Source organism: Primorskyibacter sedentarius (genome assembly GCF_004342065.1).
In the GTDB taxonomy this organism is placed as follows: Bacteria; Pseudomonadota; Alphaproteobacteria; order Rhodobacterales; family Rhodobacteraceae; genus Primorskyibacter; species Primorskyibacter sedentarius.
Genome location: NZ_SLZU01000010.1, coordinates 118,042 through 132,136, shown reverse-complemented (window position 1 = coordinate 132,136; position 14,095 = coordinate 118,042). Strand labels below are relative to the sequence as shown.

Sequence of the window (14,095 nt, the reverse complement as noted above, 5' to 3'; positions counted from 1 at the left end):
CCGTTCAGACGGCGCCGTCACCGCTTGGGTCTTGTCTTAGCGCCTTTAGTGGGGTCTGGGGCAGGCTGCGCCGAGGCGCTGACCCGATCCCGTCGATTACCGCAGGAAATCACCCCATCGCGCGGGGCAGGCGTGGCGCCTGCGCCAGCTTGGCATTGTAGGTCTGGATCCACTTTGGGATGCGCTCTGGCGACATCGGGCGCGCGATGCCGAAGCCTTGGACAACCTTGCACCCTAGCTGGGCCAGCAACGCGTGTTCCCCAACCGTTTCGACACCTTCGGCCACCGTGTCGAGGCCAAGCCGCTCTGCCATTCCGATAACGGCGGCAACGACACGGCGCTGATCCTCGTCAGTATCCACCCGGGTCACGAAGCTGCGATCAATTTTCAGGCGCGACACGTCGAACCGCCGCAATACACTGATGGAGGCCTTACCCGTGCCGAAATCATCAAGGTCTATGCCGCAGCCCATCGCAGCCAATGCCCGGATGTTTCGGGCGGTGACGTCGTCCGGCCCTTCGGCAACGACATCCTCCAGCACCTCGATGCACAGCCGGTCGGGCGTTAGATTGAAACGATCGAGTTGCCAGGCGATACGATCCGGCAGCTTTGGATCGTCGAGATCCTGCTTTGTCATGTTGACCGCGGCACTTGCGACGGTGAGGCCAAGACTATCCCAGTCCTGCAACGCTTCGAGCGTCTCTCGCAGGATCGTTTCGGCCAGTTTGGGGAGCAACCCCGCCGACGCGATCGCAGGTAGGAAGACGGCTGGCGGCAGCGTGCCGCGATCCGGGTGCAACCAGCGCGCCAGCGCCTCCACACCCGTGACCTGTCCGGTCTCGGTACTGATTTGCGGCTGGAACCATGGCACAATTTCTCCGGCCTCCAAGGCGGCACGGACTTCGGTTTCCAATGGCGTCTCGGCGGTTTTCATATAGCGCCCATGGCGCGACCACGCGCGGATGGCAGAAGCGCCGCTGGACTGCGCATCCTCAAGCGCCGCATTGGCGCTGGAGAGGAAGTCTTTGCCCTGCGCCTCTATTTCGAGGCGGGAAGAAAGGCTGAGGCCGACACTGTAACTGGGGTAGATCGCGCTGCCGGCGACCACAACAGGCTCCTCTGCGGCGGCCTGAATGCGGCTTGCAATTTGCAATGCGCTTTCAAGATCCAGCCGGATAACTGGCCCCAGAAGAACAGCAATCCGGGTCTTGTCCACGATATAGATGTCATCGCCGGGCCGCAGCGCGCTGCGAATCCTGCCGGTGGCCGCATCGCGCAGTTTGAACACGGTTTCGGCACCGTGCCGGCTGTCTAGTTCCTCGGTGTCCTCGAACCCGAGAAGGAAGCAGGCGGTTAACTTGTTTTGCTCCTGGGCGCGTTGGGCCAGCCGCGTCGCGACGGGTTCAAGCTTGTCCAGCGTGGTAACCTCGCAAGCGCGCCCGTGATGGCCGCTGTCCGACATGGAGAACAGGCCCATCCCCGACAAGAGCATTGGCAGGCCGAGTGCGACGCCAAGAAGTGCCAGTTCGCCGAAGACCCAGAAAGCCGCCAGCGCTATGGCCGGGACAAAGGCGATCAGCTGCGGGCCCTGCAGGACGCGCCGCAGCTCTCTCATCCGCCGCCGAACTGCCGTACCGATAATGTTCATCTTGTCCCCCGTGGTAGCGATGCCCGTCCGGACCGACCGTGATGGCCGTAACGTAGCGCATGGGGGGTGGCGCAAAACTTAACTCAGCCGGGGAATATCCGGCAAATTTTCGTCAATTTCGGCGTCTCGGAGCGCGAGCCCTGTAAAATCAAAGAGCTTTGGGTCGAGAAGATGCGACGGGCGCGCGTTTGTCAGCGCGCGGAACATGACCTGCCGTCTGCCGGGGCTGTTTTTCTCCCACCCGTCGAGGATCTGCTTGACCTGCTGGCGTTGCAGCCCGTCCTGGCTGCCACAAAGGTCACAGGGGATGATGGGATAGTTCATCGCACGGGCGAATTTCTCGCAATCTGCCTCTGCAACATGGGCAAGGGGGCGGTACAAGAACAGGTCCCCCTCTTCATTGACCAGCTTGGGGGGCATTGTCGCAAGACGCCCACCATGAAACAGGTTCATGAGGAAGGTTTCCAGAATGTCATCGCGGTGGTGCCCAAGCACCACGGCAGAGCAGCCTTCTTCGCGGGCAATCCGGTAAAGATGGCCACGCCGGAGACGCGAGCAGAGCGCGCAATAGGTGCGGCCTGCGGGGACCTTGTCGACGACGACGGAATAGGTGTCCTGATATTCGATGCGATGAGGCACGCCCATCTTTTCCAGAAACGCAGGCAAAACGGTTGCCGGAAACCCGGGCTGCCCCTGATCCAGATTGCAGGCGAGAAGGTCGACGGGCAGCAGGCCACGCCACTGCAATTCATGGAGCACCGCAAGAAGGGTGTAGCTGTCCTTGCCGCCAGACAGGCAAACCAGCCATTTCGGACGACCACCGTCTTGCCGCGCCGCCTGATCCACCATGCCATAGTGCTCGATCGCCTCGCGCGTCTGGCGGACGATTCGCTTGCGCAGCTTCTTGAACTCGGTGCTGGCAGGAGCGCCGTGAAACAGCGGGTGAATGTCGTCAAGATCGTCAAGCATGGTCCGGGCCTTTGGCTGGGTCGCTGGGTGATAGCGCGGGCAGGGGGGATTCGGCCAGTGGCCTAGCCGTGCCGGTCCGGCACGTTGTCGACGCCGGAGCCGCCCCAGGGATGGCACCTGGCGATGCGGCGGGCGGCCAGCCAGCTGCCACGAAACGCGCCGTGCTTTTCCAGTGCTTCCATCGCATAGGCCGAACAGGTCGGCTGAAACCGGCACCCATGGCCGACCCAAGGTGAAAAAAGAAGCCTGTAGGCGCGCACGGGCAGGGCAACGATATGCGCGAGCGGGCTCATCCGTGCAGTTTTCGCAGCGCGTAGCTGAGATCGCCCTTGAGCGCCTCAAACGGGCGCGCGGCTGTGGACTCGGCCCGGCCGATCAGAACATAATCATATCCCGCCTGCCCATCCCGGGTCAGAACAGCGCGCGCAGCCTCGCGCAGCCGACGCTTGGCACGGTTGCGGGCAACGGCATTGCCGACCTTCTTGGAACAGGTAAAGCCAACGCGAATCGTCGGATCATCGTCATTGCGCGCGCGGGCCTGCACCATCATCGAGGCAGTGCCCTGACGGCGTGCCCGCGCTGCGGCAAGAAAGTCCGACCGTTTACGCAGTACAATGAGGCCCGGACATGACGAAACCGCCGTTGGCCCGCCCGTGTCTTTGGCAGAAATGCCATCCACGGAAGCCACCGGCGGTGTCATAACGTTCGTCTCCTGGCGCGGATTACGCGCTCAGCGACTTCCGGCCCTGCGCGCGACGTGCGTTCAGGATCTTGCGGCCGGCCTTGGTGGCCATGCGCGCACGGAATCCGTGGCGGCGTTTGCGAACCAGGTTCGAGGGTTGAAAGGTGCGTTTCATCGCTCCGTCTCCGTCTGATCTCGGGCCCAGGGCGCGAAACATTTGTCGCGGGGCCGTTTATTCGAAGCCCGTGCTATAGGCAGGTGCCGAGGATAAGTCAAACGCCACGAACGGGTTCTGCAACAATTTCTGCGCAAAGACGATGCGGAATGTTTCAGTCCGGTACGGAACGTGCCGTTTCACTGCCAATTCCGTCACTGTGGATCAAGCACCCGTGAGGCAGCTATCGTTTCCGCCCTGTATTGCGCATGTATCTGTCACGATACCCCAGAGGCGGAACCCAGAAATGAGCGACATGACCGACACCAAACAACCCGGCGCGGCCCGGCATTTACCTTTGATCGTGATTCTTTTGGTAGCCGCGGTGGGCTATTTCACATTGCGCGACCACCTGACCTTCGAGACGCTGCGCGCGAATCGTGAGGCGCTGCTGGCTTTCCGCGACGGGCACTTCCTTTTGCTCTCGCTGGGCTTTGTCGCGACATATATCGTGATCGTCGCATTCTCTCTGCCCGGGGCCGCCGTGGCGTCGGTGACAGGCGGCTTCCTGTTCGGCCTGTGGACCGGAACAGTGTTCAACGTGGCCGCAGCGACCGTCGGTGCAGCCGCGATCTTCCTTGCGGCGCGCTGGGGGCTGGGGCAGGCGCTCAGCGCCAAGATGGACGCATCCGACGGCAAGCTAAGCCGTATTCGCGAAGGTCTGCGCGAGAACGAGATCAGCGTCCTGTTCCTGCTGCGCCTTGTGCCGGTCGTGCCGTTCTTCGTGGCCAATCTCGTGCCTGCTCTCGTAGGCGTCAAATTCAGCAATTACCTGTGGACAACCCTGGTCGGGATCATTCCGGGCGCGATGGTCTATACCTCCATCGGGGTGGGCGTCGGCGAGGTGTTCGACCGCGGAGGCACGCCGGATCTGAGCTTGCTGTGGGAACCGCAGGTCATCGGCCCGATCCTTGGACTGGCCGCGCTGGCCGCGCTTCCTATCATCGTCAAAGCAATTCGCGGACGGAAGGACATCTGATGAAACGCATTGAAACGGATCTGCTGGTCATCGGCGCAGGCTCTGGCGGCCTGTCGGTTGCCTCGGGCGCAGTGCAGATGGGTGCCAAGGTTGTGCTGCTGGAAGGCGGTGAAATGGGTGGCGACTGCCTAAACTATGGGTGTGTCCCGTCCAAGGCGCTGATTGCCAGCGGCAAGGTTGCCTACGGTATGTCGCATGCAAGCGTCTACGGTGTGGCCGACGTGGCACCGCAGGTCGATTACGCCGCAGCCCAGAGGCATGTGTCCGATGTGATCAGCCAGATCGCCCCGGTTGACAGTCAGGAACGGTTCGAAGGTCTTGGCGTCACTGTGATCCGCGAATATGGCAAATTCCTTTCCGAGAACGAGGTTCAGGCGGGCGATACCGTCATCGCCGCGCGCCGGATCGTGATCGCAACCGGGTCGTCGCCGCTCGTGCCGCCCATTCCCGGACTGGACAAGGTGCCGTACCTGACCAACGAGACATTGTGGGAGCAGGTCGAACGCCCTCGCCACCTTCTGGTGATCGGCGGCGGCCCCATCGGGATGGAGATGGCACAGGCACACCGGCGGCTTGGATCAGAGGTTACGGTCATTGAAGGCGCAAAGGCGCTTGGCAAGGACGATCCTGAAATGGCTGAGGTCGTGCTGGAAAAGCTGCGCGCCGAAGATATCGTGATCGCAGAAGACGCGATGGCGCAGGAGATCCGCGGCACTGAAGGTGCCATTGAAGTCGAGGCCAAGGACGGGCGCATCTTTCGGGGCACGCATCTTCTGGTGGCTGTCGGGCGCAAGGCAAATACCGCCAGCCTGAACCTCGATGCTGCCGGGGTCGAGACGACGCGCGCGGGCATCAAGGTCGATGACAGCCTGAAAACGACCAATCGGCGGATCTATGCCATCGGCGATGTCGCGGGCGGGCTGCAATTCACGCATGTCGCGGGCTATCATGCGGGCATAGTCATCCGCTCCGCCCTTTTCGGGCTGCCTGCGAAGACCAAGACCAGCCATATCCCCTGGGCGACCTATACCGACCCAGAGCTGGCGCAGGTCGGTCTTACCGAGGCGCAGGCCCAGAAAAAACACGGAGATCGGCTGGAAACGGTCCGCTTCCATTACAGCCACAACGACCGCGCCATTGCTGAACGCAAGACGACTGGCCTGATCAAGGTCATGGTGGTGAAGGGACGTCCTGTCGGCGTCTCCATCGCCGGGTATCAGGCGGGTGAATTGATCAACCTGTGGTCCCTTGTTATCGCCAACGGGCTGAAAATGAGCCATGTTGCCAACATGGTTTCGCCCTATCCAACCATCGGGGAGGTTAACAAACGCGCGGCGGGCGCCTATTTCAGCCCCAGACTGTTTGAAAGTGACATGGTCAAACGCGTTGTTGGACTGGTACAGCGCTGGCTGCCTTGAAGGATTGTGGTTAACTGCCCATGCTGAATTCGCTCTCTGGCCGTTTCCTGATCCTGACCACAATTTTCGTGATGCTGGCGGAAGTGCTGATCTTCCTTCCGTCCGTCGCACGGTATCGAGAGGATTTCCTGCTTACCCGGCTGGAGAGAGCGCAGATCGCATCGCTTGCGCGGCTTGCCAATGACAGTATCGACGCGGATCTGGAAGAAGAGCTGCTGCTGAATGCGGGCGTCTTCAACATCGTGCTGCGCCGCGATGAGGCGCGACAGTTGGTGCTGTCCTCGCCGATGCCGCATCCGATTTCGGAAACATATGACCTTCGGGATCCGTCTGCGATCACGCTGATCCGCGATGCGGTCGCGCAATTGGCCAACCCGGAGGACCGCATGATCCGGGTTATCGGCAACCCGCTGCGCGATGCTGGCCTGCTGATCGAGGTCACGATGGAAACCGCGCCATTGCGCATGGCGATGATCGACTATGGATTGCGCATCCTTGCGCTGTCTGCCGTAATCTCTGTCATCACCGCGGTGATGCTGTTTCTCGCGGTGCGCCGGTTGCTGGTCAAACCGATCAAGAAGGTCGTCCGCCAGATGGCCGCTTATGCCGCCTCGCCCGAGGACACAAGGCGGATCATCCGTCCCACCGCGCGCGTGCGTGAACTGCGCGAGGCCGAGGACGCGTTGCAATCGCTTGAAACTCAGCTGACCTCGGCATTGAAGCAGAAAGAACGGTTGGCTCAGCTCGGCGGGGCCGTGGCGAAAATCAGCCACGATCTGCGCAACATCCTGACCTCGGCTCAGCTGTTTACCGACCGTATCGAAACGTCCGAAGATCCCACCGTACAAAGGCTTGCACCAAAGCTCGTGAACTCGATCTCGCGCGCCGTGTCCTTGTGCGAAAGCACGCTGGCCTTTGGCCGGGCAGAGGAGCCGGCACCGACGCTCACGCGTTTCAATCTGGCGGAACTGGTCGGCGATGTGCTGGACAGCGAAAGGCTGGCGATCGGCGACCACGACCTGAGCCTGTCCGAGGATATTCCGGCGCAATTGATGATCCGCGCGGATAGCGAACAACTCTACCGGGCGCTGTCGAACCTCGTGCGCAACGCGCGCCAAGCGATCATCGGCACGGGCAACCCCGGCGAGATTAACGTCGCGGCCCGCGAAGATGAAAATTACTGGTATATCGAGGTGACCGATACCGGGCCCGGTTTGCCGCCCAAAGCGCGCGAACACCTGTTCCAGGCTTTCCAGGGCGGCGCCCGCAAGGGAGGCTCTGGTCTGGGTCTGGCGATTTCGCAGGAATTGCTGCGTGGCCATGGCGGTACGCTTCGGCTGGTTTCCAGCGACGAAGGCGGCACAAGGTTCGAGATCTGCCTGCCGATGCAAGATTTGGTCGAAGACTGAATTTTCCTGCCATTTGCCCCTTGCAATGCCCGCCACCCACAGGTAAATCCCGCCCTCACGGACCGATAGCTCAGCTGGATAGAGTACCTGACTACGAATCAGGGGGTCGGGGGTTCGAATCCTCCTCGGTCCGCCATTTGCCTTTGATTTCACCGGCAAAAGGTGGCGAAAGGCTAGCTGCCCCACATCTTACCCCGCGAAGAAGAAGCGCCTGAGAATCTATTAAACACGTGCGTTAGCTCGGCACTGTGCCCAAGTCTCCGTCTTTTCTATGCGCGAAAGGTGCCACCCGCACCGTTCCCTTGTTAGACGTTTAAAAAGATCGAGCAGGCCCATCGATTATATCGGTAGAGATATGGCATGGGAACGCGACCACGGATCCTGTACGAACAGGACGTCGATAAAGGCCAGCACGAAATACCACGTATCGAACTTGGTTTGTTGCGACGCCTCCTCCTCCGTCATCTGACCCGGACTGGAATTGCACATTGATGTGGGAATCGCGCAGAAATATTCCGGCCGGCCACTTGATATTTCAAAGGCGTGTTTCCACCTGAATTGGCGTGGGGATGCCGTTGGCGGGTCCCCAGGTAGTGGAACCGGCGATTGGCGCTGCGCAATCGCTCATTTGGCTGCCAGTCAGGCTTGGCGCGGATCTTTGCGTCAGGGCTTTGGCGTTGCGTTCCTCCTGCAACCCGCCACGTCGGTATCTCCCGAAAATGGATCGTGCCTGACCTGCCACTGTGCAGTCATTGCAAACCTGTACGCTTTGGCGGCCCGGCCGCGAGTATCACGTGAGCAAAGGAAAGGAGGATGACCATGCTTCACACACGCTTTGATCCCTTCGCCGGGACCGATCCGTTCGTCGATATGCGCCGTATGCAGAGCCAGATGAACCGGCTGTTTGATGGTCTGGGCACTTCGCGCTCTGTTGCGAGCTATCCGCCGGTGAATTTCTGGACCGGTGAGGACAGCATCGTGATGACAGCCGAACTTCCCGGCCTGTCACAAGATGATATCGAGATCACCGTCCGGAATTCGGCGATCTCCATCCGCGGCGAATTCAGCGATCACGACAGTGATGACGACCTGACCTGGCATCGGCGCGAGCGACCGAAGGGCAAATTCTCTCGCTCGGTCGAGCTTCCGTTCCGTGTTGAGGCCGATCAGGTCGATGCCCGGTTCGAAAACGGCGTGCTGACCGTCGAGATGCAGCGCCCCGAAGATGAAAAGCCCAAGCGCATCGAAATCAAATCGTAAGCCAGTGTAGAAAGGAGGATCATCATGGCACTCGAACTCGCAACCCAAGATGGCCGCGATGTTGCATCCCGGAATGGTGCAGGCGACCAGGTGGAACATATGTTCACGCCAGCAGTCGACATCTTCGAAAAAGACGACATGACCGTCATCCTCGCCGACATGCCGGGCGTGGCGCCGGGTGACATTGATGTGACGCTTGAGCGTCAGGTTCTGACCTTGACCGGCCACATCAAACCGCATGCTCCCGAAGGCTACCGCCGTCTGTCTTCGGAATACCGCGAAGGCGGATATAGCCGGGTCTTCACGCTGTCGGACGCAGTTGACCAAAACAAGATCAAGGCCAGCGTCAAGAACGGCGTTTTACGACTGGAACTGCCACGCGCCGCAGAGGCCAAGCCGAAGAAAATCGCTGTCAAGGCGGTCTGACGCGTATCGGAAAGGAGGAAAGGAAAATGCAGATCGGCGATCTTATCCCGTGGGGACGTGACAGGGAAAAGACCCCGTCCAAAGACACCGCGGTCGAAAGCAACCCGCTCGTCAAACTTCAACGAGACATCAACGATGTCTTTGAAAACTTCTGGAGCCGGGTCGAAAACGGCTGGAACGGAAGGTCGAGCCCCGTCGGCATGTTCGGGCCAAGCACCGATGTGGCGGAGACGGAGGCTAATGTCACGATCGAGGTCGAACTCCCCGGCATGAGCGAAGAAGACATCGACATCTCGCTGTCGGGCGACGCGCTGACAATACGTGGTGAGAAGAAGCTCGAACACGAGGAAACGCGCAAGGGTGTCTACATGTCCGAACGCTCTTACGGGGCCTTCTACCGGACGATCCCGCTGCCGCCCGGCATTGATACCGACAAGGCCGAAGCTGAGTTCAAGCACGGCGTTCTGACCGTCACGCTGCCAAAATCGGACGAGGCGCAGGCGCGGATCAAACGGATCCCCGTCAAAGCGGCATGATCGAGATGGGCGGCCGGAATTGACCGGCCGCACCACCGCTCAAATTGGCCGATATCCCCGGCGCTTTCAGGGCATCCGCGAGCGCTGAAGAAGGACCCAGACAGGCGGGCCGGGAACACCTGAACCGCGCAGAGGCCTTTGACAGTGGGACCAACGGCGATTTCACCGAAGTGGCTGATGATACCGAAGTTGGCGCAGATGGCATCCTTGGCAAAATCCGTCAGAGCCTTGATCGGGTCTGCAGCCAAAAATTTTGATGCGCGGCGGCCCCCGCCGCGCCACGTGTCCAAATTCGCAAACCGGGTGGCGCAGGTCCCCTTGTCCACCCCTTCCGGAACAAGGAGACAGTTAATGCCCGCCGCAATAGTTAGAATTGGCCGCTTGGTGTCGGCTCTTTGCGTTGCGACCTTCATTCTGGCCGTGCAGGCCCCGGCACAGACCGCAGACGCACCGCTGTTCCGCAACGAGGACGGCTTGCCGACCTTGGCGCCTCTCATGGCAGAAGTGACCCCCGCGGTGGTGAACATCTCGGTCGAAAGCCACCAGACCCCAGAGATGAACCCGCTTTTCAACGATCCGTTCTTTCGACGGTTCTTCGACATGCAGCCCATGCCGCAACAGCCCTCTCCACGCCGACAGATGAGCGCCGGTTCGGGCGTCATCGTTGACGCGGAAGAGGGCTATGTTCTGACCAACCATCACGTGGTGGAGAACGGCGACCGGATTATCGTGACGCTCAAGGACCGGCGTCAATTTGATGCCGAACTGATCGGGAGCGATGCAGGCACGGATATCGCGCTTTTGCGGATCGATGCCGAGGACATCACAGCGCTCGAACTGGGCGATAGTGACCGGTTGCAGGTGGGCGACTACGTGCTTGCCATCGGCAACCCGTTCGGATTGGGACAGACCGTGACCTCCGGCATCGTCAGCGCGCTTGGTCGCAGCGGGCTGAATGTCGACGGGTACGAAGACTTCATCCAGACGGACGCCTCCATCAATCCCGGCAATTCCGGTGGCGCGCTGGTTACGCTGGACGGTCGGCTTGTCGGCATTAATACGGCGATCATCGCACCGTCAGGCGGCAATGTCGGTATCGGTTTCTCTGTGCCTGCGAATATGGCACAGGCAGTCCTGGAACAGCTGATCGAATATGGCGAGGTGCGTCGGGGTCAGCTTGGCGTCATGATACAGGATTTCACCCCCGATCTGGCCGACGCACTTGGGATCGAAGCGGGGGTCGGCGCGGTCGTCACACAGGTCGAACCGGACAGCGCGGCAGACAAGGCCGGGTTGCAGGCCGGGGATCTGATCGTTGCGGTGGATGGCAGGTCCGTGGCCGGTTCCGCCGATCTGCGCAGCCAGATCGGGTTGAAGCGGGTCGGCTCGGAGGTTGAACTGGACGTGATCCGGGACGGACAGCCCATGAGCGTGAAGGCCACGATGCGCGAGGCAGGATTGGTTGCAGCCCACGTCACGGACCGTGCCCTTGATCGGCTGGCAGGTGCGGAAATCCGCGACTTGAGGCCGGGCGATCCCTTCTACGGTGATCTCGAAGGTGCCGTGATCGCGCGTCTTGATCCGGGCAGCCGCGCGGCGCGTTCGGGCCTGGAGGTTGGCGACATCATTCTTGCCGTGAACCGTGTACCCGTCGGTTCGCTAGGCGAGTTGCGTCGGCAATTGTCGCAGGTAAACGGTGCCTTGGCGCTGACAATCCAACGCGGCACGGCACGCGTTTTTCTGGTGATGCGCTGACATGGACGCAGCCAAAGAAGGCAAGTCAAAAGCGAGCGACGAGGGCGAAGGACAAAGATCGAGGCTTGGCAACAACTGCCAAAGACAGGCCCGGGATATAGAAAGCCCGGGCCGGAGGCGCTTCTCTGCCTTATCGGGATCTCTTGGTTCACCCTGTCAAGGGATGCATGCGTCCGTAGCCCCTTCGGATCACGGTTGATTTCTGTCCATCGCGCAGGAGAGTGTGCGTGCGGGTCAGGCTGTGCCCAGCTTTTCAGCCTGCCGGGCCCTCGACGTTGAGGAGTTCCGCGATGCGGCTGTCCAGACAGGTCCAGTCAGACACGTCCAGCCTGACCGGCAAGGTCAGAACTTTCTGCCGAAAACTCGCGGGCAGACGGACAGCATCCTTTTCAGTGGTCACGAGGTTCGCACCCAGTAACAGCGCTTCGTTTTCAAGCCTTGCCATCAGCGCCGGTGTAAGCGGCTGGTGGTCGCTCAAACCTTCGGCGCGCAGGACGTCTGCGCCGAGGCTGCGCAGGGTGGCGAAGAATTTCTCCGGGTGGCCGATACCTGCGAAGGCAAGCAGCCGCGTGTCGGCCCAGTCCATCCCGGTTGGCAAGGGTTCCAGCGCACCGGTGACATGTGGGAGCTTGAGCGACGGGCCCCAAGCATCGCAGAACCGCCGTTGCGCAGCGGGGCCGCCGATTGACAGGACAAGATCGGCCCGCGCCAGACCCGCGGCGACAGGTTCCCGCAATGGACCGGCGGGCATGCAAAGCCCGTTGCCGAAGCCCCGGGCCGCATCGACAACGACGATTGATAGATCCTTGATGATTGCCGGATTCTGAAAACCGTCATCCATCACGATGACATCCGCGCCGTCCTGAATGGCCGCGCGTGCACCTGCGGCGCGGTCTTTCGCAACCCAGGCGGGGCAGAAGGCGGACAGCAGCAGCGGCTCATCCCCCACGCGGGCGGCATCGTGGCGCGCGGGATCAACGCGCACAGGCCCGTTTTCCGATCCGCCATACCCGCGAGAGACGACATGAGGCGCACAGCCCATCCCGATCAGACGCTGCACAAGCGCGATTGTCGTGGGCGTCTTGCCGGTGCCGCCCGCGTTGATATTGCCGATACAGATCACGGGCTTCGCCAGCCGTTCTCCGGCCCGCGCCACGCGCCGCGCCGTTGCCGCCGCCGTCAGGTAGGACAGGGGCGTCAGAACCCGCGCCTGCCAGCCCGGCTGTTCCGGCGGGTTATCCCAGAAAAGGGGCGCGCGCATTACTCTGCCTCCGCCGTGTCCAGAGCGTCATTGAGAAATTCGATGACCTGATTGGCCAGCTCTGCCCCCTCGGACACGACCTCCCACCCGGCATGCGCCATCTGCGCCGCGCGGTCCGGGGCGATCAGCTGTGACACGGAAGCGGCCAGGGTCTCTGCATCGGTGACGAGCTTTGCCGCGCCCGCCTTGTCCAGCTTTGCATAGCTTTGAAGGTAGCGCCCCACATTGGGGCCATGCAGCACGGCCGACCCAAGCGCTGTCGCCTCATACGGGTCGCGCCCCTGATGCCCGACCAACAGCGACGTGCCTACAAAGCTGACAGGCGCAAGGCGGTACCACAGGCCCAGCTCTGCCGTGTCGACAACCAGAAGCACCTCTGTCGCTTCGTTCGGCTGCTCTCCGGTATCCCAGCAGACGTGGCGCAACTTGCTGTCCTCAAGCTCACTCAGGATCGCGACAGGATCGACGCCCACATCCGGCAGGATTACCAGAAGCAGCCGATGGGCGAGGCGCCGCACGTGCCGGAAAGCATGCAGCACGATATCGACTTCCTCCCGCTGCACCCTTGCCGCCAGCCAGACGGGCCGACCGGCCAGAATGGCCGCGGCTTCGCTGTGTTCGCCATCGTTGCAGGGCAGCGGAAGGGGCGTTTCCAGCAAAGGCCCCGCGACCCGGACAGAGCTGCCCTGCAGCCCCAGACGCCGCAACCGCCGCAAAGCATTGCCGTTGACGGCAAAATGCCGGTCGAACAGGCGGAGCGTTGCAGTCACCGTGTCGCCCAGCCATCGCGGCGCGCTGGTGGTGAAGGGCATGTCGCGAATGTCCAGAAGGGCAAGCGCGCAGTTGCGATCGGCCGCCTGACGCAAGAGCGTCGGGTGTAATTCCGCCCCGGTCCAAAGGCCCACGGTGGGTTTCCAGTGATCAAGAAAGGCAGCGGCATTCACTGCCGTATCTGCCGGAAGCTGCATGCAGAATGTGCCGCCAAGCTCGATCCGGGGTTGCGCACCATTGGAATAGGTCAGCAGGCAGGAGAAATCCTCCCGCTGCTGGCGCAGGCGTCTGCACAGATCCGACAGCGCCCGAAGCTGTTCCCCCTGGCTGGCATGCGCCCAGACCAGCGGACCGCTGGGACGGTCCGGCATGGGGGCCACGCTGAGGTCCGACGTGCGCTTGCGCGGAAGGGCCAGATACGAGGCAAGGCTGAGCGGGCGATTGGCCAAGATTAACCGAGTTCTTCGGTCGAGGAGGCCTCTCTCTCCTCGTCGCGCAGCCGGTGGATATGTGCGATGAAGTACCGCATATGGGCGTTGTCGACAGTCCGCTGTGCTTCGGATTTCCACGCGTTATACGCGCTTTCGTAATCCGGGAACATGCCGACGATTTGAATGTCGTCGGTGTCCTTGAACTCTGATCGTGACGGATCGACCAGTTCGCCGCCAAAGACGAGGTGCAGGCGCTGTGCCATGAGATGTCCTTTCAGAAAGATTTTCGGCAGGGTACGGCTTGGTGTGGCAGGGTCAAGCCAAGTCGTTCCACCG

The 14,095-nt window shown here is 61.5% G+C and carries 15 protein-coding genes and 1 tRNA gene; 8 read left to right on the top strand and 8 right to left on the bottom strand.

Translation table 11 applies throughout. The features are described from left to right. Positions 1-109: 109 nt before the first annotated feature. The 5 genes from EDD52_RS14385 to rpmH form a co-directional block, all read right to left on the bottom strand. Positions 110-1,648 carry a GGDEF domain-containing phosphodiesterase gene (locus EDD52_RS14385; protein WP_132246150.1) on the bottom strand — a complete coding sequence of 513 codons (1,539 nt, stop codon included), beginning with the start codon at positions 1,646-1,648 and terminating at the stop codon, positions 110-112. A gap of 78 nt (positions 1,649-1,726) precedes the next feature. Next, positions 1,727-2,617, bottom strand: coding sequence for a tRNA 2-thiocytidine(32) synthetase TtcA (gene ttcA / locus EDD52_RS14380; RefSeq protein WP_132246148.1), 891 nt, complete (start codon positions 2,615-2,617; stop codon positions 1,727-1,729). A 62-nt stretch (positions 2,618-2,679) separates the two neighbouring features. After that, positions 2,680-2,910, bottom strand: coding sequence for a membrane protein insertion efficiency factor YidD (yidD, locus tag EDD52_RS14375; RefSeq protein ID WP_132246146.1), 231 nt, complete (start codon positions 2,908-2,910; stop codon positions 2,680-2,682). Beyond that, positions 2,907-3,317 (bottom strand): ribonuclease P protein component, encoded by a 411-nt coding sequence (gene rnpA, locus EDD52_RS14370; RefSeq protein ID WP_132246144.1) that lies wholly within the window; start codon positions 3,315-3,317, stop codon positions 2,907-2,909. The genes yidD and rnpA overlap by 4 nt, the downstream gene beginning before the upstream one ends. Positions 3,318-3,339: 22 nt before the next feature. Then, positions 3,340-3,474, bottom strand: coding sequence for a 50S ribosomal protein L34 (rpmH, locus tag EDD52_RS14365; protein WP_084350332.1), 135 nt, complete (start codon positions 3,472-3,474; stop codon positions 3,340-3,342). Between the two features lie 286 nt (positions 3,475-3,760). Between rpmH and EDD52_RS14360 the strand changes: the two genes are divergently transcribed. The 8 genes from EDD52_RS14360 to EDD52_RS14325 all read left to right on the top strand — a co-directional run bounded on the left by EDD52_RS14360 (position 3,761) and on the right by EDD52_RS14325 (position 11,296). Next, positions 3,761-4,492, top strand: a complete 732-nt coding sequence (locus EDD52_RS14360) for a TVP38/TMEM64 family protein (protein ID WP_132246142.1) — start codon at positions 3,761-3,763, stop codon at positions 4,490-4,492. Beyond that, positions 4,492-5,910 (top strand): dihydrolipoyl dehydrogenase family protein, encoded by a 1,419-nt coding sequence (locus EDD52_RS14355; protein WP_132246140.1) that lies wholly within the window; start codon positions 4,492-4,494, stop codon positions 5,908-5,910. Before EDD52_RS14360 ends, EDD52_RS14355 begins: the two co-directional genes overlap by 1 nt. A 20-nt stretch (positions 5,911-5,930) precedes the next feature. Beyond that, positions 5,931-7,319, top strand: a complete 1,389-nt coding sequence (locus tag EDD52_RS14350; protein ID WP_132246138.1) for a sensor histidine kinase — start codon at positions 5,931-5,933, stop codon at positions 7,317-7,319. 59 nt (positions 7,320-7,378) lie between these two features. Continuing rightward, positions 7,379-7,455 (top strand) — tRNA-Arg (locus tag EDD52_RS14345). Positions 7,456-8,132: 677 nt separating this feature from the next. Next, entirely contained in the window at positions 8,133-8,579 is a 447-nt protein-coding gene (locus EDD52_RS14340; protein ID WP_132246136.1) for an Hsp20/alpha crystallin family protein, read from the top strand. 24 nt (positions 8,580-8,603) lie between these two features. After that, positions 8,604-9,005, top strand: coding sequence for an Hsp20/alpha crystallin family protein (locus EDD52_RS14335; RefSeq protein ID WP_132246134.1), 402 nt, complete (start codon positions 8,604-8,606; stop codon positions 9,003-9,005). Between the two features lie 26 nt (positions 9,006-9,031). Next, positions 9,032-9,541, top strand: a complete 510-nt coding sequence (locus EDD52_RS14330; protein ID WP_132246132.1) for an Hsp20/alpha crystallin family protein — start codon at positions 9,032-9,034, stop codon at positions 9,539-9,541. Positions 9,542-9,892: 351 nt separating this feature from the next. After that, on the top strand, positions 9,893-11,296 hold the full coding sequence (locus EDD52_RS14325) for a DegQ family serine endoprotease (RefSeq protein ID WP_132246130.1): 1,404 nt from the start codon (positions 9,893-9,895) through the stop codon (positions 11,294-11,296). Between the two features lie 253 nt (positions 11,297-11,549). Here EDD52_RS14325 and lpxK read toward each other — a convergent pair whose 3' ends face one another. The 3 genes from lpxK to EDD52_RS14310 are packed head-to-tail and all read right to left on the bottom strand — an operon-like array spanning position 11,550 to position 14,022. Continuing rightward, positions 11,550-12,557, bottom strand: a complete 1,008-nt coding sequence (gene lpxK, locus EDD52_RS14320; protein ID WP_132246128.1) for a tetraacyldisaccharide 4'-kinase — start codon at positions 12,555-12,557, stop codon at positions 11,550-11,552. Next, positions 12,557-13,777 (bottom strand): 3-deoxy-D-manno-octulosonic acid transferase, encoded by a 1,221-nt coding sequence (locus tag EDD52_RS14315; protein ID WP_243651951.1) that lies wholly within the window; start codon positions 13,775-13,777, stop codon positions 12,557-12,559. The genes lpxK and EDD52_RS14315 overlap by 1 nt, the downstream gene beginning before the upstream one ends. 2 nt (positions 13,778-13,779) lie before the next feature. Beyond that, positions 13,780-14,022, bottom strand: coding sequence for a DUF4170 domain-containing protein (locus EDD52_RS14310; protein WP_132246126.1), 243 nt, complete (start codon positions 14,020-14,022; stop codon positions 13,780-13,782). Positions 14,023-14,095 lie beyond the last annotated feature (73 nt).

What these genes read in the sequence shown, in the direction of transcription:
- EDD52_RS14385 (WP_132246150.1), bottom strand. Translation starts at nt 1,648, where the DNA reads ATGAACATTATCGGTACGGCAGTTCGGCGGCGGATGAGAGAGCTGCGG.
- ttcA (WP_132246148.1), bottom strand. Translation starts at nt 2,617, where the DNA reads ATGCTTGACGATCTTGACGACATTCACCCGCTGTTTCACGGCGCTCCT.
- yidD (WP_132246146.1), bottom strand. Translation starts at nt 2,910, where the DNA reads ATGAGCCCGCTCGCGCATATCGTTGCCCTGCCCGTGCGCGCCTACAGG.
- rnpA (WP_132246144.1), bottom strand. Translation starts at nt 3,317, where the DNA reads ATGACACCGCCGGTGGCTTCCGTGGATGGCATTTCTGCCAAAGACACG.
- rpmH (WP_084350332.1), bottom strand. Translation starts at nt 3,474, where the DNA reads ATGAAACGCACCTTTCAACCCTCGAACCTGGTTCGCAAACGCCGCCAC.
- EDD52_RS14360 (WP_132246142.1), top strand. Translation starts at nt 3,761, where the DNA reads ATGAGCGACATGACCGACACCAAACAACCCGGCGCGGCCCGGCATTTA.
- EDD52_RS14355 (WP_132246140.1), top strand. Translation starts at nt 4,492, where the DNA reads ATGAAACGCATTGAAACGGATCTGCTGGTCATCGGCGCAGGCTCTGGC.
- EDD52_RS14350 (WP_132246138.1), top strand. Translation starts at nt 5,931, where the DNA reads ATGCTGAATTCGCTCTCTGGCCGTTTCCTGATCCTGACCACAATTTTC.
- EDD52_RS14340 (WP_132246136.1), top strand. Translation starts at nt 8,133, where the DNA reads ATGACCATGCTTCACACACGCTTTGATCCCTTCGCCGGGACCGATCCG.
- EDD52_RS14335 (WP_132246134.1), top strand. Translation starts at nt 8,604, where the DNA reads ATGGCACTCGAACTCGCAACCCAAGATGGCCGCGATGTTGCATCCCGG.
- EDD52_RS14330 (WP_132246132.1), top strand. Translation starts at nt 9,032, where the DNA reads ATGCAGATCGGCGATCTTATCCCGTGGGGACGTGACAGGGAAAAGACC.
- EDD52_RS14325 (WP_132246130.1), top strand. Translation starts at nt 9,893, where the DNA reads ATGCCCGCCGCAATAGTTAGAATTGGCCGCTTGGTGTCGGCTCTTTGC.
- lpxK (WP_132246128.1), bottom strand. Translation starts at nt 12,557, where the DNA reads ATGCGCGCGCCCCTTTTCTGGGATAACCCGCCGGAACAGCCGGGCTGG.
- EDD52_RS14310 (WP_132246126.1), bottom strand. Translation starts at nt 14,022, where the DNA reads ATGGCACAGCGCCTGCACCTCGTCTTTGGCGGCGAACTGGTCGATCCG.